General features: G+C 42.4%; 25 protein-coding genes. 10 read left to right on the forward strand and 15 right to left on the reverse strand.

Features of this window, described 5'->3' with window-relative positions; all coding sequences use genetic code 11:
* Positions 1 to 54: 54 nt before the first annotated feature.
* Entirely contained in the window at positions 55 to 501 is a 447-nt protein-coding gene (locus tag SWOO_RS02015) for a DUF4240 domain-containing protein (RefSeq protein WP_012323038.1), read from the forward strand.
* A gap of 542 nt (positions 502 to 1043) precedes the next feature.
* On the opposite strand, the gene SWOO_RS02020 is transcribed toward SWOO_RS02015, so the two are convergent.
* From SWOO_RS02020 to SWOO_RS02040, 5 genes are all read right to left on the reverse strand, one after another.
* Positions 1044 to 1391 carry a hypothetical protein gene (locus SWOO_RS02020; protein WP_012323039.1) on the reverse strand — a complete coding sequence of 116 codons (348 nt, stop codon included), beginning with the start codon at positions 1389 to 1391 and terminating at the stop codon, positions 1044 to 1046.
* Between the two features lie 13 nt (positions 1392 to 1404).
* Positions 1405 to 1968 (reverse strand): lipid-binding SYLF domain-containing protein, encoded by a 564-nt coding sequence (locus SWOO_RS02025; protein ID WP_012323040.1) that lies wholly within the window; start codon positions 1966 to 1968, stop codon positions 1405 to 1407.
* Positions 1969 to 2069: 101 nt separating this feature from the next.
* Positions 2070 to 4124 carry a S9 family peptidase gene (locus SWOO_RS02030; RefSeq protein WP_229377281.1) on the reverse strand — a complete coding sequence of 685 codons (2055 nt, stop codon included), beginning with the start codon at positions 4122 to 4124 and terminating at the stop codon, positions 2070 to 2072.
* Positions 4125 to 4525: 401 nt separating this feature from the next.
* Complete coding sequence (locus SWOO_RS02035) at positions 4526 to 5431, reverse strand: hypothetical protein (protein ID WP_012323042.1); 906 nt, start codon at positions 5429 to 5431, stop codon at positions 4526 to 4528.
* A 158-nt stretch (positions 5432 to 5589) separates the two neighbouring features.
* Positions 5590 to 5973, reverse strand: a complete 384-nt coding sequence (locus SWOO_RS02040; RefSeq protein ID WP_012323043.1) for a nitrous oxide-stimulated promoter family protein — start codon at positions 5971 to 5973, stop codon at positions 5590 to 5592.
* Positions 5974 to 6447: 474 nt separating this feature from the next.
* Here SWOO_RS02040 and SWOO_RS02045 point away from each other — a divergent pair, with 474 nt between their 5' ends.
* The 6 genes from SWOO_RS02045 (at position 6448) to SWOO_RS02070 (ending at position 10723) form a co-directional block, all read left to right on the forward strand.
* Positions 6448 to 7269 (forward strand): hypothetical protein, encoded by an 822-nt coding sequence (locus tag SWOO_RS02045; RefSeq protein WP_012323044.1) that lies wholly within the window; start codon positions 6448 to 6450, stop codon positions 7267 to 7269.
* Positions 7270 to 7353: 84 nt separating this feature from the next.
* Positions 7354 to 7653, forward strand: a complete 300-nt coding sequence (locus tag SWOO_RS02050) for a hypothetical protein (protein ID WP_012323045.1) — start codon at positions 7354 to 7356, stop codon at positions 7651 to 7653.
* A gap of 58 nt (positions 7654 to 7711) precedes the next feature.
* Positions 7712 to 8005, forward strand: coding sequence for a DUF3630 family protein (locus SWOO_RS02055; protein ID WP_012323046.1), 294 nt, complete (start codon positions 7712 to 7714; stop codon positions 8003 to 8005).
* Positions 8002 to 9006 (forward strand): serine/threonine protein kinase, encoded by a 1005-nt coding sequence (locus SWOO_RS02060; protein WP_012323047.1) that lies wholly within the window; start codon positions 8002 to 8004, stop codon positions 9004 to 9006. Before SWOO_RS02055 ends, SWOO_RS02060 begins: the two co-directional genes overlap by 4 nt.
* A 148-nt stretch (positions 9007 to 9154) precedes the next feature.
* Positions 9155 to 9766: a thiol:disulfide interchange protein DsbA/DsbL gene (locus tag SWOO_RS02065; protein WP_012323048.1), complete on the forward strand. Its 612-nt coding sequence runs from the start codon at positions 9155 to 9157 to the stop codon at positions 9764 to 9766.
* A 744-nt stretch (positions 9767 to 10510) separates the two neighbouring features.
* Positions 10511 to 10723, forward strand: a complete 213-nt coding sequence (locus SWOO_RS02070) for a DUF1107 domain-containing protein (protein ID WP_012323049.1) — start codon at positions 10511 to 10513, stop codon at positions 10721 to 10723.
* Positions 10724 to 10753: 30 nt separating this feature from the next.
* Here SWOO_RS02070 and SWOO_RS02075 read toward each other — a convergent pair whose 3' ends face one another.
* Complete coding sequence (locus SWOO_RS02075) at positions 10754 to 10957, reverse strand: cell division protein ZapB (RefSeq protein WP_012323050.1); 204 nt, start codon at positions 10955 to 10957, stop codon at positions 10754 to 10756.
* Positions 10958 to 11233: 276 nt separating this feature from the next.
* On the opposite strand from SWOO_RS02075, the gene SWOO_RS02080 reads away from it, so the two are divergent.
* Positions 11234 to 12007, forward strand: coding sequence for a DUF1223 domain-containing protein (locus SWOO_RS02080; protein ID WP_229377282.1), 774 nt, complete (start codon positions 11234 to 11236; stop codon positions 12005 to 12007).
* A 48-nt stretch (positions 12008 to 12055) separates the two neighbouring features.
* On the opposite strand, the gene SWOO_RS02085 is transcribed toward SWOO_RS02080, so the two are convergent.
* Positions 12056 to 12631, reverse strand: coding sequence for an outer membrane beta-barrel protein (locus SWOO_RS02085; RefSeq protein ID WP_012323052.1), 576 nt, complete (start codon positions 12629 to 12631; stop codon positions 12056 to 12058).
* A 269-nt stretch (positions 12632 to 12900) separates the two neighbouring features.
* Positions 12901 to 13527 carry an outer membrane beta-barrel protein gene (locus SWOO_RS02090; RefSeq protein WP_012323053.1) on the reverse strand — a complete coding sequence of 209 codons (627 nt, stop codon included), beginning with the start codon at positions 13525 to 13527 and terminating at the stop codon, positions 12901 to 12903.
* A gap of 400 nt (positions 13528 to 13927) precedes the next feature.
* On the opposite strand from SWOO_RS02090, the gene SWOO_RS02095 reads away from it, so the two are divergent.
* Complete coding sequence (locus SWOO_RS02095; RefSeq protein ID WP_012323054.1) at positions 13928 to 15016, forward strand: branched-chain amino acid aminotransferase; 1089 nt, start codon at positions 13928 to 13930, stop codon at positions 15014 to 15016.
* A 77-nt stretch (positions 15017 to 15093) separates the two neighbouring features.
* On the opposite strand, the gene SWOO_RS25735 is transcribed toward SWOO_RS02095, so the two are convergent.
* The 7 genes from SWOO_RS25735 to SWOO_RS26490 form a co-directional block, all read right to left on the reverse strand.
* The gene (locus SWOO_RS25735) at positions 15094 to 15534 is read right to left on the reverse strand and encodes a hypothetical protein (protein WP_012323055.1); all 441 of its coding nucleotides are present in this window, start codon (positions 15532 to 15534) and stop codon (positions 15094 to 15096) included.
* A 187-nt stretch (positions 15535 to 15721) separates the two neighbouring features.
* Positions 15722 to 16645, reverse strand: coding sequence for an acyltransferase (locus SWOO_RS02105; RefSeq protein WP_012323056.1), 924 nt, complete (start codon positions 16643 to 16645; stop codon positions 15722 to 15724).
* Between the two features lie 7 nt (positions 16646 to 16652).
* Entirely contained in the window at positions 16653 to 17558 is a 906-nt protein-coding gene (locus SWOO_RS02110) for an acyltransferase (RefSeq protein ID WP_012323057.1), read from the reverse strand.
* Positions 17559 to 17675: 117 nt separating this feature from the next.
* The gene (locus SWOO_RS02115) at positions 17676 to 19199 is read right to left on the reverse strand and encodes a YifB family Mg chelatase-like AAA ATPase (RefSeq protein ID WP_012323058.1); all 1524 of its coding nucleotides are present in this window, start codon (positions 19197 to 19199) and stop codon (positions 17676 to 17678) included.
* A gap of 688 nt (positions 19200 to 19887) precedes the next feature.
* Positions 19888 to 20808 carry a hypothetical protein gene (locus tag SWOO_RS02120; RefSeq protein ID WP_012323059.1) on the reverse strand — a complete coding sequence of 307 codons (921 nt, stop codon included), beginning with the start codon at positions 20806 to 20808 and terminating at the stop codon, positions 19888 to 19890.
* 12 nt (positions 20809 to 20820) lie between these two features.
* Positions 20821 to 21507: a hypothetical protein gene (locus tag SWOO_RS02125; RefSeq protein ID WP_041417464.1), complete on the reverse strand. Its 687-nt coding sequence runs from the start codon at positions 21505 to 21507 to the stop codon at positions 20821 to 20823.
* 266 nt (positions 21508 to 21773) lie between these two features.
* Positions 21774 to 21905 carry a hypothetical protein gene (locus SWOO_RS26490; protein WP_407636065.1) on the reverse strand — a complete coding sequence of 44 codons (132 nt, stop codon included), beginning with the start codon at positions 21903 to 21905 and terminating at the stop codon, positions 21774 to 21776.
* Positions 21906 to 22461: 556 nt separating this feature from the next.
* Between SWOO_RS26490 and SWOO_RS02135 the strand changes: the two genes are divergently transcribed.
* Positions 22462 to 24159, forward strand: a complete 1698-nt coding sequence (locus tag SWOO_RS02135) for a KAP family P-loop NTPase fold protein (protein WP_012323061.1) — start codon at positions 22462 to 22464, stop codon at positions 24157 to 24159.
* The last annotated feature ends 117 nt before the right edge of the window (positions 24160 to 24276 follow it).

Here is a 24276-nt window from a genome sequence, read left to right on the forward strand (position 1 = left end):
AAAATCAACTCCAAAGCTGCCGCGTTCTGGCGGCGTTATGCGTAAGGAGATAGCGTGAACGAAATAGAATTTTGGAAGCTAATATCAAAACTAAACTGGGATGAGACTGGTGATGATGAAGCTGTTATTGAACCTGTTGTAAATGCTTTGGCAAAAATGGACAACGAAGATATTTTTCATTTTGAAGAAATTCTCGCTCAGAAACTTTTTGCACTGGATACCATGGCACATGCTAAAGAGATTGGAGATGATGCTTATGTCAGTGATGAAAAGTATTTCTCTCCTGACTCTTTCCTATATTCTAGATGTGTCGTTGTCGCTAATGGTAAGGCCTTTTTCGAAGAGATTTTAGCTAACCCCTCTGAGTTCCCTAAAGATATGGAGTTTGAAGCTATTTTAGAAATATCTTCATCTGCTTATGAGGAAAAGAATGATGATGAATGGGACTATGTATCCCCGACTGACTATGAATCATTTAAGAACGTAGCAGGCTGGAAGTAAACGCATAACTAACTAAGGATAGGCCGCGCGCAGCCGCGTCCTGCTTTAGTAAAATAGATGGCGATTGTTGAACAAGCCCGAGGCTGAGGTTTATTAATACTCTTTATTATGCAAATAGCAGAACGAGATTTCGCTCTGTTTGAGGTGATTTTTCTTGGAACCATTTCAGATAGTTGTATTGATCCCTTAGCCTCGCAGCTAATAAAATATTATCTTTTATAAATATAAATGCGGACAGGCATAGTTAATAGCGTAAATTTCACACCCCCTTGTCTAAATTACAAGACACCTTTTGAAACCTATACTGAAATGAGTGGTGCACTTCTACTTTGAACAAGGGTAGCCGTTATGTTACTGATTAATAATGGCTGGCTAGATTTATCTGCTGAAGTTTTTGCACACTCAGAGAGCGCAGGCTATAAATAAAACTGAAATATTGGTATGCAGAATACTGGCAAGTATCAAATCAGCCCAATGAGTTCAATCTAAAAGCTATTTCAAACTTGTTATCCGACAAGTTATCTCACCTTGTTCGTGCCAAACTATTCACCTTTACCCCAGTAGAGATAAAGATACTCTGTGGGCATTTTGAAGATGACGCCATCTGGACTGAGCCCTGATTTTCGGTACACCCAGTTGCCATTTTGGTCCTCAAATGTACCTATATAGGCCTCGTCAACTGGAGCTAAATTATAGCTGATCCCATCGTCCCGATTGATACTGATGTATCCTTGTCGTTGCGAGAAGGTACAGGGGGTAGAAGTGAGCAGCTCCCCTTGGGGTTTATCATAAATATCACAGCGCGATTGCATTGTATCTGCTTGTGATGGCGTAGCTATAATACTGAGTAATACTGCAAGCCCTGAGAGATAGGTATGGCTTAGTTTCATTGAAATTCCTCTCTTACTTCTCTTCAAAGGTAAATGATTGTCCAGCTAGGGCTGCTTCAAACATTAAGCCACCTTTAGCCATGGTGTAGACTGCCATTCCATTGATGTATGCAGCTTTGGCCGCTTTTCCTCCGGCACCGCTCGAGTTACCGGTAGTGCCAGCTTGGGCGTTGGCGCCTATATTGATGGCGACAGCAGATGCTTGAGCGCCAAACTCGAAACTGCCACTGGTAAACTCTTCATAGGCTTTGGCATTCTTAAAGAAGATGATTTCACTGTATGCTTGACCGCCAATCTGAAAGCCTAGGGAGATCTGTGTCAGGCTGGTGTCGCCTGTGTAGCTTTGATTACGAAATACCTGTCCTTTTCCGTAGGCTGCACCTATTCCTAGGCCACCTTTGCCAACGGTTGGAAAGATAGCATAACCATAGGCATTATCGAAAAATCTGTGTGTGTCGCTGGCCTGCTTGAACTTGGCTATCGTGTCTGAGTACTCACTATCGGCAAGGGCGGCCTGAGTAAACATAAGGCTGGCTGCGAGAGAGAGTGTTGAGATAAGACGTATAAGCTTTTTCATAATGGACTCCAGTTCAAATCACTTAACTTCAGCATACTTAGCTAAAAACAAAAAAGCGCCTTTTACGGCGCATTTTTATAAAGTTGTCAGCTTAGGTTCAGTTACTCTTTACCTGAGATTTTTTGACCTAAAACATAATGGTTGAACCATTTCTGATCCCACTCCATCTTAGCTTTTCTGTGCTGATACTTACTTAAGCCATGTCCTTCGCCTGGATAAACGACTAGCTCTACTGGTACATTTAGGTAGTGTTTAAGGGAGCGATATAGGCCTTGAGCATGGCCTAGTGGTACGCGCTGATCGTTTTCACCGATATGGATTAAGGTTGGCGTTTTTATCTTATCTGCGTAGGTCAGAGATGAGCCATGATTGTAAGCTTCAGGTTTCTCCCAAGGTAGACCTTGCATAAAGTTCACCACGTGACCTGGGGTATCCTCAAGCATCCACTGCAGACGTTGGTCGAAAACACCTGCACCAGAGCTGGCAGCTTTAAAGCGGTTATTGGTGCTGATTAGGGCGTTAGTGAGGTAGCCACCGTTACTCCACCCCATCACGGCCATCTTATCTGCATCGACGATCCCCTCATTAATTAAGTGGTCGACACCCGCCATAATATCTTTGACTTCAATATCATGTTCACGACCAACAAGCTGGGTTAAGAACTTATCGCCGTAACCTGTCGAACCGCGATAGTTAGGGGATAGAAGTGCCCAGCCGTTTGCGGTGAAGGTTGAGCGTCCATAGGATCTATGTTGTAGCGCATAGGGGGTCGCAGAAGTTGGGCCACCGTGGATCTGGACTATGAGTGGCAGCGGGCCATCCTCTCTCTTATAGCCTGCTGGTAGGTCTAAAATACCTTCGACAACCGCGCCATCGGGAGCTGTCCATTTGACGATAGAGATCTGCGGTAATTTCCAACTATCCACTTGAGGGTTGATGTTACTCAAGCGTTTTGCTTTGGCACGTTTGCGATTGGCATCGGCAATAAACATGTCTGAGAAGTGATCTAAACCGTTGTGACTAAATGCGACTGTTTTGCCGTTCTGGCTAAAGCTGTAACTGCCGATCACCATGTCGCCCTGGATAACGTTGCGAGTCTTGCCCTGTTCGCCATCATCAATCTCGGTACATAAGAGCTTTACGCGGCCATGATCGGCACCTCGGTAACAGATCTCATCGCTGTTGGGGCGCCATTTGATATCGCTTGAGTTTAGCGTGACGTCACCTGAGCGTTTGAGCTCCAGTGAGGGGGCATCCATTTTACGGGCGTTGGCAATAAAGAGCTTACCGGGATGGCCGTCAAAATCGATTCTAAAGGCAAGCTCAGTATTATTTTCCTGCCATGATAAACCCAGCAACCAGCCGTATGGAGAAGGGGCATCATCTCGCCATTGGGTGTCTACAAGTGTGGAATTCGTTGCCGTTTGAGTGTCGAATATTTCGATGTTAGACCAACCCTCTAGGCGAACAAGTTCGTTATCATCTGTGGTGATACGGGCAATTTTGCTTTCATCGCTATTGACCTTAAACTCCCAAACCACCTTGTCATCATCGATCAGTATCTTCTGCTTAAAGTGTTGTAAGTCGAGCTGGTAGAGTGGATTTGTTTTACGCTCGCCATGACCATATTTAGGTGCTGAATGTGACGAGCGCATTGAAGCCCACTCATCTTTATCTTTGACGGTTTTGCTGGTTAAAAAGTAGAGGCTATTCCCGTCGTGGCTTAGCTGAAAGCGGTTAACACCCTCGACCTCTTTGGTCATAGGTTGGCTATCACCTGTGTTGACTGAGAGTCGAAATACCTGAGCTTTTCCATTGTAGGGAGCTTTCGCTTTATCCTGTTTTATCTTTCCAAGGTAATAGATGTATTGTCCATCAGGGCTCCACTGAGGGCTGGACTCGCTCTCATTGGTAAAGGTCATACGTTTGGATTGACGTGTTTTAGTATCGATTAACCAGAGATCGCGCTGACTTTTATTAAGCTCTTTATCCCAGCGAGACTCGAGCCAAACCGCTTGTTTGCCGTTAGGACTGAGTTGAACGTTGGACATGCCACCAATATCGAAAAAGTCGTCTGTGGTGATGTCGTGTGTTCTTTGTGTTGCTGCGATTGATGCGCTTGATACAAATGTACTGGCTGTTATGACTGCCAGCATACTAAAACTGCTTAGCTTCCCCATGATGGTCCCCCTCCTACTATATTGTATACCCAAACTACCTGTAAATGCTCGTTTCAGAGGCGTTGTGCGAGTTCACTTCTAGACACAGTGGCGTAGAAATGGCCCCTCCTTTTAAGTCAATGTAACAACGAAGTGGGCTTGAACAAAGCCTTCGTTGATGGGTTTTAATGCACTTTATTCTGCGTCATTGATTTTGCTAAGGGAACAACCATTAACTACAAACAATGCCTTGCCTAAAGCGCATTAAATTCCCACTGAATCCTGCACTTTCAAGTAGCTTGGGTATATGCAGACACAATAACTTAAAATTAAAAGGGCTTAAATGAGATAAGGGGAAAAGGGTGAGTAAATTTGTTCATCTTGTAGGAAAGTGAATGCTAATCAGGTTTGTGGCTCTCTTTTTTGTCATCTTTCATCAGCTGATGAAGGTAGTTGAGTTCCTCTGAATTTAATAGTTGGCTACTGGCTTTGATTGGAGTTGACACCCTGTCGTTAGCGTAGGTGAGCTTGCCTCTTAAGTAAGCGGCTTTGGTTATCTGTTTAAGGCCGTAAATCGCGAGAACATAGACAGTGAGCAGAAGCTGAAGTCGAGTCATGGCCTGAGTCATTTCGGAGATCTGATCGCCAAGATAGAAGGGAAGGATCACCAGTAGTGTCCTCACTAACCAATTACACACCATGGCGAAGGTGAGTACCAATAACCAGCGAAACTTTATATCTTGTAGGCTCTCTTGATGAGCTTTATGTGATCGCCCCCTGTACCTTTTTAGCATCTGAATAATCAGTACAAAATAGATAGAGGTTTGGATAGAGAGAATACCAGGAAGCAAGGTTCCTAGTGCTCCTATATGGGTAAATGTCAGTCTACCTGATTCAGGAATGTTGCTCAGTTGAACCGTAAAATGTTGGTTAATGATTGAGGCGATAAGTACCAAAATGGCAATAATGAGTGCCGGATAAAAGTGTTTAGAGAGCTTTATATCACGCTTGATGTTATTCAAACTTCGATAGCAATACAGATAGAGCAGTGGCATCAAGAGAAAATAAACGGGAATTATAAGGGTAAAAACAAGGTGGATAGGAGCGGGTGAGTTATCTCTGTTGAGCATACCAGTAAAAAAATACAGCCCCATTAGGCTAAAGATGCTCCCCAATAGCTTGTGATTACCGTTACTTTCACGATAGATATAGCGTATATAGAGGCCTAAACCTATGCAGTGAAGACCACCGAGCAGGGAGAGCCACCAATATCCTTGTGAGAAAAAGCTATTGAATTCATTCATAACAATTCATTGTTATGGCAACGGCTTGTCAGAAGCAAGACTAGAGAGGAATTTTTCATCAAATATTTGGAGCCGCTATTGATAGAAAAGTTCCCAAGTGATTAGTTAAGCTGAAATATGCAGCATCACTAAGGCTAATAGTGTTAAATGCTTTAGTGCTACTTTGCTTTTCTTAAATGTCTATTTGATGCGTGGACTGGTGGTTTACCTGGGGCTGCTTTGCGTTCGGCGAGTAGGTGGCGTATGGCCATAATAGGATGTGGAAGCAGCATTCTTGGGCCTGCGAAGATCATGATCTCTCTGGCTTTGGCTTTCATATGTGGCTTATAGCAATGAACGGGACACTTATTGCACGTAGGTTTATCTTGTCCATAGGGGCAGCGATCGAGTCGGGTATGGGCATACTCTAAAAAAGCTTGGCAATCTTCGCACTGATCAACACAAGCGGCATGGTGATGTGCTTTGCAATAGATCTGCACCATAGCGCTTATGGTTTTATATTCGTAGAGTAGCTTGCCGTCTAGTAGCGCTTGTTCTGTCATCTGTGTATCTCTACTCATTGCTCAAGTTCTTAACACTATTTTAGACGAATGGCAGGGAGAATCTATGAAGGTGCGCACAGAATGTAGCTTTTAAACTATGAGGTGATATCTCTCGTCTTGTTAATGCCTATTCCATTAACAAATTAATACCTTATTGATCCCCATCAAGTGTCCTAGTTAGGTATAATACTCCAGTGTTTATTTTGATTTCTGCGGTTTTCTTTATCGGTATTGTAATAAAGCTCAGTAGAACTCTCTTGTTTTATTGAAATTTTTAATCGGATATTCTCTTACTGAAACAGAACCCGATAATGATAAAACAGAGGTTTTTGGGATGTTGAAATAAAAAATCGGATAAACACTTGATTTATAGCAAGAGAATGAATTAATAATACTGGTTACTAGTTGTACATTTATATGTAAACAAACATAATCAGATTTTTAGAGTTAGCAGAAAATTATTGGTGGATGACAATGAAAGTTATATTAATTTTGTTACTCGTTTTTTTAGGCGTTTACCTTTATATGCGAGCAAAACGACTGGCAGAAAAAGAGCAAGAAGTGGCTAAGCCAGTTGAGAAAGAGATCCACGAATCGACAGCTGTTGAGCAGAAAGCAGCAGAGGAGGTTAGCATTGTAGATGTTGTTGATACCTCTGTGGCTGATAAGGTTGAGACCGTTGAGACCGTTAAGGCGGATGTGAGCGACGAGCAGAAACTAGATACCGCGAACTCTGAGGCGACTCAAGATGAGGTGGCTATTGCTGTGGCTTTGCCGGATGTTGACCCTGCAGAGCCAGAGCCAGAGCCAGAGCCAGAGCCAGAGCCAGAGCCAGAGCCAGAGCCAGAGCCAGAGCCAGAGCCAGAGCCAGAGCCAGAGCCAGAGCCAGAGCCAGAGCCAGTTAGTGTTGCAACCGATGAGTCATGGGCGAATGCTAAATTAGCGGGTTCTTTGAAAGAGTACCGTAGCTCATCGGATAGTGCGATTCAGCACTCAGCGCTGCTTGCAGCCATTGGTGAGTGTTATAAACAGCGTAAACAAGCTGAATATGCAAATTATGGTGCTGGATTAACACCAGAATATATTGAGGTATTTGCATCGCTTAAGTCTCCGACTAATGAGAAAGGGGTTGGCTTTATGCACCTTTCTACCTTGCTTAACGACACGGGAATGTTCGATAAAGCCATTGAAGTGTGTCAAAAAGCGATAACTTATGGTTTGAGTGATGGCACTGTGACAGGGTTTGAGGGGCGCATTAGCCGTATCGAGAAAGCCAAGGCCAAAGCAAACAAGTAAATCTAGTGGGTATTAGTATAAAATAGGGCGAACTTAGGTTCGTCCTTTTTATTGGTTACCGTTTTACGGCATGTTGGAGTCATTATGCGTTTAGTGTTACTGGGTTTCTTGCTCTCTTTATTGACCGCTTGTACTCAAAATCCTGAGTGGACCCTATTTTATTACCCTGATGAGCCACAGATCCCAGCTGATGCTGAGTTAGGCGAGCATATCTCAGGCTACTATGGCACCTCAGAGCAGTGCTTGCTCAAAGGTGCTGGTATGGTGAAATTGAGTGATTCAGGTATTGGTAGTTACCAATGTGGCCACTTGTGTGTGGCAAAAGAGCAAAATGACTTAAGTTGTCAAACTTACCTAGATTCATTAATTCCTACGTCAGACTGAAAAATTTAATTTCCATAGCTCATTCAAATTTATATCTGTATTTTAAGAGATCTCATTAATGAAGTTACAGTCCATCTCGCTTGATCCTACGTCGAAGAGCTTATCTATTGTGGCCGATATCGATTTTGAAGCCTTTGAGCTTTTCGCTGAGCCACTGTCGAGGGCGATAGATGCCAGAGTGATAGAGCGTCAATGGGGGGCTGACAGACATCAATGGTTACTGGATTTTGAAGGAACTCAGATACAGCTTAACTATGAGTTTTACGGAGATATCTGCTGGTTGTCAGTGGAGCGAGATGATGAGTTTGAAGTGCTAGAGTTTCTCGCTAGCCTGCTGGAGAGACAAAGATGAATCAAGAACAGCAAGGGGCGGGGTTTCATTACCAAGCATTAACGCCTGATCTTATTTTAGATGCCATTGAAAGCTTAGAGATCTACCCAGAAACAGGTCTATTGCCCCTAAATAGTTATGAGAACCGGGTGTATCAGTTTCGCTGTGATAATGGTGTTCGTTATGTGGTGAAGTTTTATCGTCCAGAGCGCTGGAGCAATGAGCAGATACAGGAGGAGCACGACTTTTCTCAGGCGCTATTTGATGAGGAGGTACCAGTTGCTACACCAGTCATTATCGGTGGCCGTTCATTACATGAGTATCAAGGCTTTAGATTTGCTCTCTTCCCATCTATTGGTGGTCGCTCCTTTGAGGTGGACAACTTAGAGCAGCTTGAAGCGACAGGTCGCTTTATTGGACGTATTCATCAATTTTCACGGCAGGGGAGTTTTCAGCATAGAGACTTAGTCAATCCTCAGGTGCTCGGTGATGAGTCTCTGCTTTGGTTAAAAGAGTCAGGCCATGTCCCAAGCTCTTTGGTTTTGCCCTACTTCACCATTGTTGAGCAGGTATTGGACAAGTCGAAAGAGATCTGGAGTCAGCAAAACCCTAAGCAGATACGCCTTCATGGTGATCTGCATCCGGGAAATATCCTCTGGACACCTGACGGCCCAGGTTTTGTCGATCTCGATGATGCGCGTACAGGGCCTGCAATTCAGGATCTGTGGATGATGATCATTGGTGATAAACCACAGAAACTGCTTCAGTTAGAGATTTTACTCGAGGCATATGAGGAGTTTTGTGAGTTTGACTCTAAAGAGCTAAAACTGATTGAACCCTTAAGAGCGATGCGAATGTTGCATTATAACGCTTGGCTCAGCCGCCGCTGGGAAGATCCGGCTTTTCCAATGAACTTCCCTTGGTATGGTGAGGAGAAGTATTGGGAGCAGCAGATCCTCTCATTTAAGGAACAGCTTGCTGTACTCGACGAGCCTGCATTGAGCTTAATTCCGGGGTATTAACCGAGATCTAATATTGAGTGAGATAGATATAACTCTCATTTTGTAACAGAAAAATGAACTAATGCGCTTGAGGTAGACTCGAAAGAACATTATCTTATTCGCAAATTATTAAAAACCATTTAGCGTTTTGCGCAAAAAAGGAATCATCATGAAAAAAGCATTACTGATTGCTCTGGCCCTGTTAACGGCTCCAATGGCAGCATTGGCTGTCGATTACAAAGAGGGTGTGCATTACACTGTGATCAACCAAGGCCCAGCAACGGCTAAGCCAGAAATTACTGAATTTTTCTCATTTTATTGTGGTCACTGCTATAACTTCTCTAAAGTACAGGTACCACAAATAAAGGCTAACTTGCCTGAAGGTGTTGTTTTTAAGCAGAACCATGTTGAGTTTATCGGCAGAGAGATGGGTACTGAGATGTCACGTGCATTCGCTGTGGCTCATCAGCTGAAGGTTGAAGATAAGATTGAGAAAGCTATTTTTGCCGCTATTCATGATAAGAAGCAGCACTTCACCAACCGTGATGATGTACGTAAGCTGTTTATTGCTAATGGTGTAGACGGTAAAGCTTTCGATGCCGCAGCTGATTCATTTATGGTGAGCGCTCAGATGTCACAGATGAAACGCGCTACCGAAAACGCTCAGATCTCAGGTGTTCCTTCTTTAGTGGTTAATGGTAAATACCGTGTTGAAACCGGTGCTATCAAATCCTATGACGAGCTGCTGGATATCGCTTACTACCTAACTTCAATGAAGTAAGTTTTAGCGTTAAACATAAAGGAGCCTAATGGCTCCTTTTTTGTACATGGATGTACTTATCCCTGATCGCAAGGATAGCGATTGAAGGGATTTGTGTCTGGCCAAAAATGTTCCCTACATTTTATGGCATTTCCTCCATCCTTGGAGGTCAGAACACTTATTCCAAAGCCCAGGGATGGAACGCTTTGGTGTTTGTACATGGCAGGAGATGTTCCTACATCTCTGTGCATTCCTATCACTGACCCATAGGGATATGGGAAATGTCTTTAAAGCGAATGGAGCGCTTAAGACCGTGATAGTCAGAGCACTTATCCCTGATTGCAGTACACCAGAAATGGTTCCTTCGACTTCCACTGCGTCATAGAGATGAACGAATAAAGGCTGGACTAAGGGATTAACATGAGGGGGTATGGAATTTGGAGAAAGGCTTTATTGAAAATAAAAAGCAAAAAAAACCGTATTTCCTGGTCGCAAGAAATACGGCTATTGAGCCATGAGGCTCAGTTTTACCCTGAGTAACAAGACTAACTTAACAGGCTGTCAATTTGTTGGCAAGTGTCAATGTTATTTGTTTGACTAGCTATAAGTCTGATAGACAAAAACTTTTTTAACTTTTATACGATTGGTTTCAAATATTTACAATTATAAACATTTTTTAATGCAACTCTCATGGTAAAACACCTGTCAAATACTGAAGTATTATCCATAATTAATTAAGAATAAAAGCGGTAATAGGAGGCCTAAGTGAGAGTTTTTCCTGTCTATGCACCAAAGCTTATCGTTAAGCATGCACGTATATTTTTGTCTGGGGTGATCTGGGTGAAGGACCTAGGTCGATTAGAGTTCGACAAGGGGAGGTTTTTACTTCCTAGAAAAAGCTTACCTGAGGTAAAGCAAGCTGTGATTGAGCTTAATGATCTCATTGAGGCTCAAAGTAGCGAAGCGAAGATAGCTTAGATCTTCGCATTCGTACAATACTGAACTTATTTAGTTCACTTCTTCGTTGAGCAAGCCAACGAGTCCGGTGACTTTCTCGTTCCAAGAGTTGAGATCTTGACTCAGTTGTTGGTTTTGCTCTGCCAGACCAATACTCTTTTGTTTCTCTTCCTCAAGCTCCATTTTTAGTAGCTCAATTGTTTCAAGTGCTGTCTGGATTTTTGTCTCCAGTTTGGACAGTAATTCAAGGCTCATGGGAGTCCTAATAGTTTCTGGATGGTAACTCTGATTCTATCAGTGCAAGTACAGTAGTGAACAGTTAATTATGCTGAGTAGGCAAAAAAAATTCGATAATTTAGCTGAGATTTCATTATTTTTATAATTGTTATTAAGTCGTTAGTATTCCTCTCTTTATCTCCCTATTATTCCCATCATTTTTACTGTTTTTTTTCGCTAGCTTTCGCTTCTATTATTCCAGATTTGAATGTTTGATGCTCTTTTGTAGGTCTCTTGATTAAAGAGGGGAGGTCTATGATGCGTTTTTTAGTTTTTTTACTCATAATTTTTAGTTGGGACTCCTATGGGGAGCAGAGCTTGGTTGATTTTAAAAAACAGAGCAAAACGACTCAGCCATATATTATCGAGCTCTATACTTCTCAAGGTTGCAGTAGTTGCCCACCTGCTGAAAGCTGGCTTTCTGGGTTTGTTGAGCGTGATACCCTGTGGCAAGAGTATTTTCCTCTGGCTTTCCATGTTACCTATTGGGATTACATTGGTTGGAAAGACCCCTTTGGTCAGCGTGGGTTTAGTCAGCGCCAATATGATCATCTCAATGCTAAAAATACTGGGCAGGTTTATACACCGCAATTTGTCATTAATGGTGAAGAGTGGCGAGGCTGGTTTGCTCGGGATCTGTTGCTTGGTTTTAATCGACAGGAGCAGGAGGTCGGGGTGTTGAAGGTGGCTGTTAACGATAAAAAACTTAAGGCGAGCTTTTTGGCTGCTAAGAAGGTAAAAAGTGACTCGCTAAAGTTACATATGGCGTTGGTAGGTATAGGGTTGAACACGTACGTTAGAAAGGGGGAGAATCGTAACGTTCGTTTGTTGCATAATTTTACCGTGCTAGAACATCAGATTTTTGAACCTAGCGGCCTTACAGCTGGTGGAGATGAACTGCTTTTTTCTGGTGATGTTGCGAATTTTAATATGCAAAAAGGCAGTCCAGAGAGTTTGGCTCTGGTAGCTTGGGTAGAGCAAGAGGGAAAAGCGATTCAAGCCGTGGGAGATTGGTTATCAGCTAAGTAGTGTTCTACCCATAAAAAAGCCCCTAATGGGGCTTTGCTAACAATCAGCTTAGAAGCGGTAATCAACACCTAGATAAACCTGCTGAGTATCGTTGAGTGAGAACTTAGCTGAGTAATCTGTATCAGACGCTGAGACATCGTAGTCTTGCTTTAAGTAGCGGTAGCCGATCTCAGTACTAAGTTTGTCATTGATCTTATACATAAGACCGGTTTGACCACCCCAAACAAAAGTATTTTTTGAGCTCAACTCATCAAAATCAGGGCTAGTGTGGTTCATACCTGCTGTTGCACCAACAAACCAATTAAGCTTTTTACCTGCCCCCAAAGGAACAAGGTAATCATATGATGCTAGGAAGCTCTGCTGCTTTGCAAAATCGTCAGAGTTGTATGAGTAAGTACCATAGACTCGATTGTTGTCATTGAGGTAAGTACCAACACGTAGCTGGTAACTCATATCTTTCTCTTTAGCTTTATCTGATTCCGTTGCCCCATTTTCAGTCTCTTTTATCTTATAGGTGTCTTGCTGATAACCAACTGCGCCACCGACGAACCAGTCAGCTGCCATGCTTGGCGCTGAAATTGCTGTTGCCAAAACGGCTGCGACTGCTAAAGATTGTTTTTTCATAATCGTTCTCACTTTGAAATCGTTTCAGGAGTTGTTTCGTTGAGGGCATAGTAGAGGGGGCTAGCTGAATGATAACTGAATGGTATAACCGTACGGAATTCCACACTAATTAATTATAAACAGCGTGTTACCAATGTTTTGCGTTTGTTGGTTTTGTGTCGCTCTTGATCTTGTTTGCTGCTTTTTGAGCCAGCGCTAGGTTAACTGTTTATCTTTTTTGCTCATAAACGCAAAAAGCCCCTGACGGGGCTTTGTTGCTAAAAATCAGCTTAGAAGCGGTAATCTAGGCCTAAGTACACCTGCTGGCTGTCATTGAGAGAGTTGTTAACTGTAACGTTTGTCACTGCTTCCACACCGTTAGAGATGCTGAATTGGTTTGTTTCATTCACATCTTGTCTTAGGTAGCGGTAACCTATTTCAGTGCTTAGATTGTCATTGATCTTGTACATGAGACCAGTCTGGCCGCCCCAAACGAAATTATTGCTTGAACCGATATGATCTGTGCTAGGACTTGTGTGATTAACGCCTGCTGTAGCACCAATGAACCAGTTTAGTTTGTTGGATTCACCTAAGCCTACTAAATAATCATATGACATCAATACGCTTTGTTGTTTAGTGTAATCATCTGAGTTGTAAGAGTAAGTACCGTATACACGATTGTTGTCATTTAAATAAGCACCAGCTCGTACTTCGTATATTGCATTTGTGTCATTATTTTTCCAGTAGTCGGCTTGAGCGTTAAATCCTGGGTCTACACTGTCTGCTGCTGTAGATGAAGATTTGTAAACGTTTTTCTGTGCGCCGACGGCGCCACCGACAAACCAATCTGCTGCCATTGTAGGAGCTGACATGGCGGTAGCTAAAAGGGCTGCTAATGCTAAAGATTGCTTTTTCATAATATGTTCTCACTCTCTGAATAGTAATTGAATCCGTTTCGTTGAGGTCATAGTAGGGGGGATTTGCTGAATGATAACTGAACAGGGAGTTGCTATAAGTTATTGTATCATTTGATAAATGCTTCTTGATTCAGCTGTTGGTTTTTGGGGTGATCACCGATCTTTATTGTTGTATTTTTGTTTGTTTTTAGTGTGCTCATCCTGTTTTATGCTCTTATCACGGTTTCAGAGAAGGAGTTGGAAGGAGGTTTTGCTCAATAGGAACTTGATAGCTAAGGGCTGAGAAGTGTTAACCGAGTTTACAGTTTCATTTTTGAAGATATTGTGGCTAGTCCCCGTTTTACTTGACTTTATTATGACCACTGATAGGCTGCTCAGTCAGTAATTAAGGTGGTATGCAATGCAAATAAATTATAACTTAAAACCTGCGTTAGAGCGCCGTACTGAGCAGTTCGAGCCCGAAACCAATGTTGGCTTCGGCAACCTCAGAACCGATCATATGTTTTTAATGGATTATCGCGACGGGGAGTGGTGTGATCCAAGGGTTGTTCCCTACGGGCCTTTTGAAGTTGCACCTGGTGCAATCGCCCTACATTATGGCCAGTCAGTGTTTGAAGGTGCTAAGGCTTTTCAACATGATGATGGTGAGATCTACACCTTCCGTTTAAATAAGAATGCCGAGAGGCTTAATCGCTCTGCCGATATCTTATGTATTCCGAGTTTACCTGAGTCAATGCAGCTTGCAGGCATTAATGCCCTAATCGATGTTGATAGACTCTGGTTCCCGATGCAAGAGGGAGCTTGCCTCTATATCAGACCTTTTATCTTTGCGACCGAAGATAGGCTCTCTGTGAGTCCAAGCCAAGCCTATACCTTCTGTGTGATGTTGAGCCCGAGTGGCCCCTATTATGCTGATGGTTTCGATAAAGCGATTCGTTTGCTTATTAGTGAGCGTTTCCATCGTGCGGTTTCCGGTGGAACGGGGGCATCTAAAGCGGCGGGTAACTATGCTGCATCACTGAAGGCGGGTAAAGCTGCTGCTGAATATGGTGCGGCTCAGGTACTATACCTAGATGCTACCAACAAGCAGATAGAGGAGGTGGGTGCGATGAATCACTTCCATATCTTAAAAGACGGCACAGTGATCATTCCAAGTTTTACTGACACTATTCTTAAATCTATTACCTCACAGTCCATCTTGGAGCTTGGGGATATTTTAGGTTGCGAAGTGCGTCAAGAGACGGTGATGTTGGATAAGTTCATTAGTGATATTGAGTCCGGTGAAATTATTGAAGCGGGTGGTTTTGGTACTGCTGCTGTTGTGTCGCCAGTAGGTTCCTATATCTTTGAAGATAATAGGGTAGTAACAGTGGGCGACGGTCAAGTTGGTGAGCATACTCGACGTCTATACCAGGTGTTGACGGATATTCAGAAAGGCAAAGTTCAAGGTCCTGATGGCTGGATGCAGCACGTAGCGCGCACTGTTTAAATTTATACCTATCTTCTAGGTATAAAAAAGGCGCCTATGGCGCCTTTTTACTATGTTTTTATATTGTTTAGTACTAGCTAGTCTTGCCCAATGAACATAGAAACTGTCACAGCTTGCTTTTCATAGTTAGCTGTCGTTGCATTGAACTCTTGCTTAGGAAACTCAGCAATTTGGCTTTCACTTGGGTTAAATCCAGCCTGATTTTCACTCAATTTGAGTGCTTCAATTTTACCTTCTGGATTAATCGTGAATTGCGCAGTGAAAGAGTGTTGCACCTCATCGTCAGAAAAAACTGACCAATCTAATACGCCATCTTTAACTACCCAATACAGCCCTAGCTCAGTCACATCTATATTTGATTGAGTGTCTTTTTGTGTGTGTACTAAATTCGCGCAACCACAAAGGACGAGTGATAAACCACTAATCGTTATAGCTTTGCGTATGGATCTACCCTTAAACGAACTTTTTATCATAATTATTATTTTTATATTTTTTAACAGGCTAAAGACTAATAACATATCGATAACATGTCTAGTGTTTAATCAAGTTAAGTGTTCGTGTGTGGGGGTAAAAACAGAGGGAAATTGATGATTTATCTTTATAAATAGAGGGCTTACTGCTTATCGAAAGAGTTTTACAAGGTATTGAAACCAGATGTTTGCTTCAATACCTTAGGCTAATTAGTGTAAGAGATGTAAACCTTAATTACTCAGGCTTATCCTCTTTGGCAACACCGTGCTCTAGCATCACTTGATGGATCTGCTCATCTTTCTCTTCCCATAATTGGTTTAACCAACGCTGGAATTCGACGCGATAAGGGGCTTCAGAAAAGTAACGTTTATTGTCAACTTGCGGGACTGGTAATACCTCAATTTTGACGATGATCTTCTTAATTTTTCCATGCATCACCTCAGAGAGTGGGTCTGACTGAGCTTCCGGATAGACTAAGGTACAGTTGAGAAGGTGAGTAAACTGCTCTCCCATAGCTGAGAGAGTAAAGGCGATACCACCCGCCTTAGGCCTTAATAGATAACGGTAGGGAGAGTCCTGACGGACTCGCTTCTCCTCGGTAAAACGACTGCCCTCAACATAGTTAATGATAGAGGTAGGCATGGTTTTAAACTTTTCGCAGGCGCGGCGGGTAGAGATAAGATCTTTCCCTTTAAGCTTGGGGTTCTTTTTTAGTTTCGCTGGGCTGGTGCGGCTCATAAAAGGCATATCCAGTGCCCAACATCCTAAACCTAAGAATGGAACAAACATCAGCTCACGCTTAAGGAAAAACTTGAGCATAGGGATATTGTTACGCAGCACATAGGTCTGCACGGCGATATCGAAGCCACTTAGGTGGTTACTGATAAGCAGGTACCAGCTATTTTTATCTAAATTTTCTAACCCCTGAATATCCCACTCTATATCAGCAAGGAGATAGAGGATGCCGCCATTGCAAGTCGCCCAAGCCCACATGAACCGGTTCATTATCTTAGTAAGAAGATTGCGACCAGCAGTGAAAGGCACAAACAGTTTGATGATGCCACCTATGCTAATTAATCCTGCCCATACCGTGGTATTAATGACTAAAAGCAGTGAACTCATCAGGTACAGCAATGAAGCGGGTAAAAAATTTAGCATCGTACAGTTACACCTTCTGTTTCACTTGGTTGTCTTGCGCTAATAGATCCAGCATCTGGTCTTTCTCTTGCCAAATTAGGTTCAGCTGCTCTTGGAATGCGATCTTAAAATCTCGATCTTTCATATAATCCCCACGCATCTCATCAGGGATCTCGGTGACTGTAATATGCACGCGAACCTCTTTTACTTGGCCGCTAATATACTCCCAGTAACTTGGTACCTTCTCTGGATAATAGATAGAGACGTTTACCAGTTTATTTATATGCTCGCCCATTGCTGACAACGCAAAGGCAAGACCACCGGCTTTGGGTTTTAGTAGGTGTTTAAATTGAGAGTTTTGCTGTTGATGTTTCTCCGCTTTAAACCGGGTTCCCTCAACAAAATTCATCACGCTTACAGGTTTGCTTTTAAATTTGGCGCACGCTCTACGCGTGATCTCAATATCTTTACCCTTAAGTTTAGGGTTCCTCCTGAGTTGAGCCGTGCTATAACGGCGCATAAATGGGAAGTCTAATGCCCACCAAGCTAGCCCTAAAAAGGGCACAAAGATAAGCTCCTTTTTAAGAAAGAACTTTAAAAAAGGAATTTTACGGTTAAGCACTCGCTGTAAGATTAAAATATCGACCCAAGATTGGTGGTTGGCAATGACCATATACCACTCTTTTGGAGTTAACTCTGCATTACTGTGTAGGTCAATTTTTACCGGGTGAAAAATACGTTCAATGACACCATTGATCGAGATCCAAGCGGTTGCACAGTTATCAAGCAGAGAGGATATTGCAGTTCTAAGTGCCGGAATGGGAATTAATTTAATCGGGCTTAAGAGGACGATGGGGAGTACCCAAAACAGCGTATTGACGACCCAACAGACAAAAGCCAAAGAGCCCCTGATTAAAGACAAAATTCCACCCACTTAACATCCCCCGATACAAATTGGAGACTTATACTACTCTCAGTAGGGCTTTTGCTCAATGTTGATGTGTCGGATTGGTGAAATTTTCATATTTTTAAAGGGATAAAATACCTTATATTAATAGCTAGTTTTAAGACTATTTAACAATCTATCCATAGCCCGATAACCCAATGCCTGGGCGATATGATTTCGCTCTACGTTTTCACTTTGTTGCAGATCTGCAATGGTGCGAGATACCCGCTGAAGTCGATGAAAGCTGCGTATCGATAGGTTTAATTTATTCACACTTTGCTCTAAAAAAAGTAGATCTGCTTGCTTAAATCTTCCCAGATCTTTGAGCTGTTTACCGCTTAATTCACTATTGAGCACCCCTGCTCGGTTGAGTTGTCGCTCTCTAGCAAGTTTTACTCTTTGTGCAATGGTTGAACTGGTCTCTGCATTCTTGTTCTCTTGGGTGAGGGCGCCAGCAGGAAGTCTGGGAACCTCAATGGTGAGATCAAACCTATCGAGAAAGGGGCCAGATAAGCGAGATAAATATCTCTGGATCTGATCTGGTGTCGCTCTGGCATTATCCAAGTCGCCACAAGGGCTGGGATTCATGGCGGCGATTAGCTGGAAGCGGCTGGAAAAAGTAAGTTTAGCGGCTGCACGGGAGATCACTACCTCACCAGTCTCCATAGGTTCTCGCAAACAATCGAGCACCTTGCGCGGGAACTCAACCACTTCGTCTAGGAAGAGCACCCCTCGGTGGGCTAATGAGATCTCGCCAGGCCTAGGAACGCTGCCTCCACCCACGAGTGAGATGGCTGAGCTGGTATGGTGTGGGTTTCGAAAGGGGCGGGTGTAAAACGCATTAGGGTGGATCTGATGTCCGGCAACAGAGTGCAGTGTTGCGACCTCCAAGGCTTCATCATAGCCAAGAGGGGGTAACAGTTGCATCATACGGCTGGCAAGCATACTCTTCCCTGTACCTGGTGGGCCAAGTAGCAGAATGTTATGGTTGCCAGCTGCGGCTATCTCTAACCCATGTTTTGCATGGTATTGACCAATCACCTCGCTAAAACAGCTCTGACTCTCCTCTTTCTCATGTTCAATCCATTCAAGCCCTGATTCGATACCAGGGAGTCGAGACTGACCATGAAGATATTCGCTTAATCCTTGCAGGTGGGAGGCAAAATATACCCTGTTATAACCCACAAGTTCAGCATCGGCTCGGTTTTCTAGTGGTAGCACTAAGTTGATCCCTTGCTGACGCGCCTCGACAATAACAGGCAGTAAGCCCTGGCTTTGTCTTATGTGTCCAGAGAGGGCAAGCTCTCCGACGAATTCATGATCCTTAATTGCTTTTTCAGGGATCTGCTTCGAAGCGACCAAGATCCCGATGGCTATCGGAAGATCATAGCGACCTCCCTGCTTAGGAAGATCGGCTGGGGCAAGGTTGACTGTGATCCTGCGCATGGGAAACTCAAAGCCAGCATTAATAATGGCGCTGCGCACCCGCTCTTTGGCCTCTTTGACAGAGGTTTCAGGCAAACCTACTAGATTGAATGCTGGAAGGCCGTTACTCAGGTGAACCTCAACGGTGACGGAGGGAGCGTCCACGCCTTTGCTGGCACGGGTGGCGACACAAGCGATGGCCATAAACAAATCCTTTTGTTTAATAGATCTGCTACGCATCTCTATTTATATCGCAATGCGATGTTATTAAAGTTATTTTTAATAAGGTTTCAAATTTAAAGTGTAGCAGGGGATTGAGTATTTCGACTGGTGTTGTCGAAATTGAAGGATTCTTCTAAACTCCGTTTGGAGAAAAGTCGTAGACGTCTCGTCCACACTTTATGGCCTGACGGTCATTAACGTCGTGGGTCTTCAACCCACACCCGACCAAAGAGGACTACTCGTCCTCATCCTCCTTGGAACCACCATGACGTCCCAGCGAAGTTACATGCATTGAGTTCGGGCCCAATTTCAATTGAGCTAAATCTCTATCGCCTCATATTTGCCATCCATGGCTCACCTGAGACTATCTCGGCCTCCATGCCTCAATCACGTGATTAAACTAATCTCACTTAGGTAACTTCCAATGGGGTCTATCTTACCTGCAAGCGAATTGAGAGGTTTTACCGTGTATTACTCGACAGGTTTGTCGTGAAAGGAGGTTGAGATGTAATAGTCTTTTTAAGGGAGGGGGGAGATTCTACGGACTGAGGCACTATTGAGGGTGTATTAAAACACTGAAAGGGTAATTCAGTAAATATCTGTATGCCTTTAAAACTCGACAAAAGTTGAAAATTAAAGTATCTCGAGTTAAATAGTTGGTAGCAATATTCTAAAATTGGTCTAGCATGGAGTAAATTTTATTAATGGTTCTGTTTGTTAAAGTGTACTCTCTTGTATTTGTATCCATAACAACCATTTTGTAGTTTTCTAAGTCACTGATTAGTGTCTCAACATCGACGTAATCAATATTTTTGACCCGCTGCACTATCTCTTGAGTTGAGAGACCGTTTGGTTCTGATTTGAATATTGTTCGAATAATTAGATGATACATGGAAAGGTTTGCACTGTTAGCCGAAGAGTTTGCATTGGTATCTATCATTTCCATTATTAATGCAGTTAACCCTTTTTTGCCCTTTTCTGTTGTTAATTTAGCTTTGATCTCAGCATCGTAATCATGCTGGTTTATGGGAAGCTCAGTTTGTTTATTATGTCTACCTACAGCATTATCTGTGGGTTTTAGATGAGTGTCTACGGTCTCGATAAAGGAGGGTTCTATTTGTTGAGGTGAGGGAGTTATCTTAGATAAGGCCTCTATTTGCCCTCTAAGTTTCTTAACCTCTTCTTCATGTCGAGTTTTTTGCTCACGTATTAAATTATATAGCTGCTGGCTATCTTCTGTAGTAAGCAGAACCTTTTTCTCGATTGCAACTGCAACCTTTGTTTTTAAGTTCTTATCAATAAACGTCCATATAAGGTTCGAACCGTTATAAATTACGGGGTAAAAGATCACGTATGCTATAGAGGCTAAAGCTGGAGAAATGAGGAGTGGCCAGATGTCTAAAAAATGAGTTTCAACATACGCTATTTTCTTAGAGGGACTCTCAGTCTGCATCAGGATGTAGTAGACCAGTTTCCAGTTGAAGATGATCCATGAGAAGAAGAAAGCACCTCCGATTGGACTCTTAATTCTGTCATTAAAGTTCTGAGCTAATGACTGAAATGTGTCAGAAATTGTCTTTATGAATTCCATAAAGTCACCTTCTTATTCTGCGTTATCTGTTAATGGTTCAGGATTGAGCATCGCTTTAGGGTTATTCATATATTCGACGTTAGATATACTCGCTATAGGGATAGCTATCGTCTTGATTTTACCGCTGATATCACTTTGTTGATAAAAGAACATAAATTTACTTGTTGCAGATATTAGGCTTAATGAAGTGTCCTGTTTATAAGGGATGCAGCCACCAGAACGAAGATGTACGATGGCAACAGATGTTTGACCTTGGATGACTCTCAATTGTGAATCGATAGTCATTTTAAAAATGCTATAAGCTAGAATAAAAATAAAAGTAATACCTAATATACTCAGGAAAAATATCCCATATCGTCCAAGCTTATTCTTTTTTTGGTTTGCTTTTTCTGGATTTAATTTTGAGAACTCATCATCTGACTTTTTGAATGCTACGGTTATGCTATACAAAAAGCCCACCATAAGACACATGAAAATAATATATATTGATGAAGCGGGGACTTTCCAAGCAGCTAAAAGGAAGTCGTCAAGTTCAGCATAGTTTACGAAGTTGACACCAAACTGCTTTAAAAGGGTGTATTGAGTGGCATAACCAATAGTTGACGCAAGGAGACCAAAAGTAGTTAAAACCAGTAAAGAGTGATTAAGGAAAAACTCCCATAATTTCTGAATATCTGAAACTTTCTCACCCTCTTCCACATTCATTCCTTAATTGCGGCACTATTTTTACCATCTGAACTTATTAGTTACTGCACCTTAAATCAACTACTTTGTTAATATTCCCCTGCAACTTCTCTATACGTTCAGCTCGCTTACACTCACACTCACACTCACACTTAGACACTGGAAACTGTTTGTCTAAAGCTGTCTCTGCTGCTTACTCATCTTGTCTTTAGGGAATGTCAGTTTCATGTAAATATAGGTTCTGGTGATACAGCCACGGGCTGAGTCAGTGGTTGCACCTCCTAGCTCTCTATATGCATGTCATAGCTACCAAACATGGCTGGGGTAGGTGGAAGCATTGTGAAGTTATAGTTACTTCTCACGGCGTTTTCTGCACCTATCGTGGGGTATAGGTTGTACATGTCGGCCTGCATGTATCGATACTCTTTGTTAATCTTCTCTGCGCACTTACGGCCATTGAATGACTTACTTTTGCTGTTAACGCACTGAGCATGACCTTCACGTCACTTAGGGAAAGCTCTGCCAAAGTTCTCAGCCAGTACGACATGTTCCCATTCAACCTTCTTTGCACGTTTGACATGTTTGGGGGGGGGGGTAAGCCTGTAGGGGCAGTGATGTTCTTCTTTGAGCCGAACTTTGCACCACAGTAGGCTGTAACTCTATTGTCTTGGTAGACCTCACGCTCCAACATCTTTTTTGCTTTGTTGAAGGAGTCGTTAGTGGTGTTGGCCGTACTAGCTGCTAGCGCAGGGAAGGCTAGGGTGAAGAGTGCTAGAGGCAATGCTTTGAGTAACTTCATAGAGTAATGCTTTAAGAACTGTTGGTGGTGATTATGGACTTAAAATGTTTAACTGCCAAGTAGATACTTTGACTCATTGCAATGATTAAGTAGTTGTTTTTTCTAGCCCAAATAAATAGTTAGTAGTATTCTGTCATAGACATTGGGTTACTAATCGAATAGAGGTTTACATGACGTCGGAAGCTAAACTTGATTGGTCAGAGCCGAAGAAGATTGATTTGGGTGATGGTCAGTTTGAAACCTTGCCAGCAGATAAACTACAGCGTCAGGAGTATGCAGATTTCATTGCAGACTTTCTTGCAAACCAAGGGTTCGAAGAAGCATCTGGAGAACGGAAAAACTATGTTCTGAATCTCAATGCGGAATGGGGTTCTGGAAAAACGTACTTTCTTCGCAGACTATCAGAAGATTTGAAACAACATCACCCTGTTGTTTATTTGGATGCTTGGAAGCAAGACTATTCAGAAGACCCATTGATGACTGTTGTATCTTCAATGATTAGCCAATTAAAGAGCCAAGCAAGATTAACTGATGTCGATGAGGGTACCTTTGAAGCGCCAAAAAAGCTACTGGGTCTGCTAAAAGCTGCTGCTCCTAGCATTGCAGGGGCTTTTGTAAAAAGGTATGGCGGATTCGATCCTCTTGAGCTTTGGAAGAATAGTGAAACTGAGGGCGTGCCACCAAAAACTACTGGTGATACTGATTCGAACGAAGTGGATATTAGTGCAACGGCTTCTCAAATGGTTAAGGAACTACTTTGCCAGCATGAGGATAAATCTGAGGCGATTGAAAGCATAAAACTTAATGTAAAAGGCTGGGTTGAAGCAGTGGTTGGATTGGACACGGCTAGAGATGATTACCATAGAAAGTTTCCAGCATTTGTATTTATTGATGAGTTAGACCGCTGTAGACCTAGTTATGCGGTAGAAATGCTGGAAGTTATTAAGCATATATTTGATATCGAAGGAGTTGTTTTTATCGTCGCCACAGATACTGCACAATTACAGCATGCAGTTAAAGCCATCTATGGAGAAGGGTTTGATGCTAGAACATATTTAAGTCGCTTCTTTAATAGTAGATTTACTTTAAGACAACCTTCTATAGATAGTCTGATTTATGCCCACTGTGATTGTGACAAACTTTCAGGAAAATACCTAAAAGAAAAACATATTGTTGTATGGCCTGAGTGTGAGAGTTACGAGCATAATATTAGTAATATCAATTCTGTAATTTCATGTTTTGGTCTTCCAGCTAGAACCATAATTCAGATAACAGACAGGATTATTGCTATTTTAGGTCATATGAAAAGCGGCAGTAAGGTTGATTTATTGATGTTGACAGCACTTATGAGCCTTAGAGAAAAGAATGAAGATGTGTATGAAGCAGTAATATCTAATAAGTTTGGACTTAGCGAATGGTCAAGAGGTAATCAGGTTAAGCTAAATAGATATTTAACTGAGAACTATGACTTTAAAAATAGAGCTATCATGCTTAATGTGGATTCTAATGTGCCTTTCGACTCTCAACTTGAAGAAAGCCTAACTCGGTACCCTGATGCTGTGTATAAAGCTAATTTGTCGCATTATATGAAAGATATTTTCAGCATATATTTAAACTCTGTGGAATCCGGTTATTACAGCAGTGGGAATATAGGGCGTCGCCTTTCTGCACATATACCACTTAAAGAGAAGTTAGCTCAACGGATATGTACTTATCCAGCTAACAGTGATTCACATGAAGATGAAAATACTTCAAATGCGTGGTTAGATTTTTACCATAGTCTGCACAAACTCGAAGATGTTGAGATCGCCTATTATCAAAATTTAATAGAGCTAGCTTCTGCTCTTGAGTGGGACGACCAACCATAATTTCGGTCAATTATAACCACTATTAAATAACCTACTATTACACACTCTGTCTGTTGGTAAATCTTTTTAATCAATGGCTTGACGCTTCTCGAAAAAAGGTGAGGCCTCTAAACATTA

The organism is Shewanella woodyi ATCC 51908, assembly GCF_000019525.1.
GTDB classification, from domain to species: domain Bacteria; phylum Pseudomonadota; class Gammaproteobacteria; order Enterobacterales; family Shewanellaceae; genus Shewanella; species Shewanella woodyi.

Excerpts from the sequence above, each read along its gene's own strand:
- SWOO_RS02045 (WP_012323044.1), top strand. The coding sequence starts at position 6,448 with ATGAAAGTTATATTAATTTTGTTACTCGTTTTTTTAGGCGTTTACCTT.
- SWOO_RS26490 (WP_407636065.1), bottom strand. The coding sequence starts at position 21,905 with ATGCAGGCCGACATGTACAACCTATACCCCACGATAGGTGCAGAAAAC.
- SWOO_RS02020 (WP_012323039.1), bottom strand. The coding sequence starts at position 1,391 with ATGAAACTAAGCCATACCTATCTCTCAGGGCTTGCAGTATTACTCAGT.
- SWOO_RS02030 (WP_229377281.1), bottom strand. The coding sequence starts at position 4,124 with ATGCTGGCAGTCATAACAGCCAGTACATTTGTATCAAGCGCATCAATC.
- SWOO_RS02120 (WP_012323059.1), bottom strand. The coding sequence starts at position 20,808 with ATGGAATTCATAAAGACAATTTCTGACACATTTCAGTCATTAGCTCAG.
- SWOO_RS02095 (WP_012323054.1), top strand. The coding sequence starts at position 13,928 with ATGCAAATAAATTATAACTTAAAACCTGCGTTAGAGCGCCGTACTGAG.
- SWOO_RS25735 (WP_012323055.1), bottom strand. The coding sequence starts at position 15,534 with ATGTTATTAGTCTTTAGCCTGTTAAAAAATATAAAAATAATAATTATG.
- SWOO_RS02050 (WP_012323045.1), top strand. The coding sequence starts at position 7,354 with ATGCGTTTAGTGTTACTGGGTTTCTTGCTCTCTTTATTGACCGCTTGT.
- SWOO_RS02080 (WP_229377282.1), top strand. The coding sequence starts at position 11,234 with ATGATGCGTTTTTTAGTTTTTTTACTCATAATTTTTAGTTGGGACTCC.
- SWOO_RS02040 (WP_012323043.1), bottom strand. The coding sequence starts at position 5,973 with ATGACAGAACAAGCGCTACTAGACGGCAAGCTACTCTACGAATATAAA.
- SWOO_RS02035 (WP_012323042.1), bottom strand. The coding sequence starts at position 5,431 with ATGAATGAATTCAATAGCTTTTTCTCACAAGGATATTGGTGGCTCTCC.
- SWOO_RS02090 (WP_012323053.1), bottom strand. The coding sequence starts at position 13,527 with ATGAAAAAGCAATCTTTAGCATTAGCAGCCCTTTTAGCTACCGCCATG.
- SWOO_RS02025 (WP_012323040.1), bottom strand. The coding sequence starts at position 1,968 with ATGAAAAAGCTTATACGTCTTATCTCAACACTCTCTCTCGCAGCCAGC.
- SWOO_RS02135 (WP_012323061.1), top strand. The coding sequence starts at position 22,462 with ATGACGTCGGAAGCTAAACTTGATTGGTCAGAGCCGAAGAAGATTGAT.
- SWOO_RS02105 (WP_012323056.1), bottom strand. The coding sequence starts at position 16,645 with ATGCTAAATTTTTTACCCGCTTCATTGCTGTACCTGATGAGTTCACTG.
- SWOO_RS02060 (WP_012323047.1), top strand. The coding sequence starts at position 8,002 with ATGAATCAAGAACAGCAAGGGGCGGGGTTTCATTACCAAGCATTAACG.
- SWOO_RS02065 (WP_012323048.1), top strand. The coding sequence starts at position 9,155 with ATGAAAAAAGCATTACTGATTGCTCTGGCCCTGTTAACGGCTCCAATG.
- SWOO_RS02055 (WP_012323046.1), top strand. The coding sequence starts at position 7,712 with ATGAAGTTACAGTCCATCTCGCTTGATCCTACGTCGAAGAGCTTATCT.
- SWOO_RS02085 (WP_012323052.1), bottom strand. The coding sequence starts at position 12,631 with ATGAAAAAACAATCTTTAGCAGTCGCAGCCGTTTTGGCAACAGCAATT.
- SWOO_RS02075 (WP_012323050.1), bottom strand. The coding sequence starts at position 10,957 with ATGAGCCTTGAATTACTGTCCAAACTGGAGACAAAAATCCAGACAGCA.
- SWOO_RS02115 (WP_012323058.1), bottom strand. The coding sequence starts at position 19,199 with ATGGCCATCGCTTGTGTCGCCACCCGTGCCAGCAAAGGCGTGGACGCT.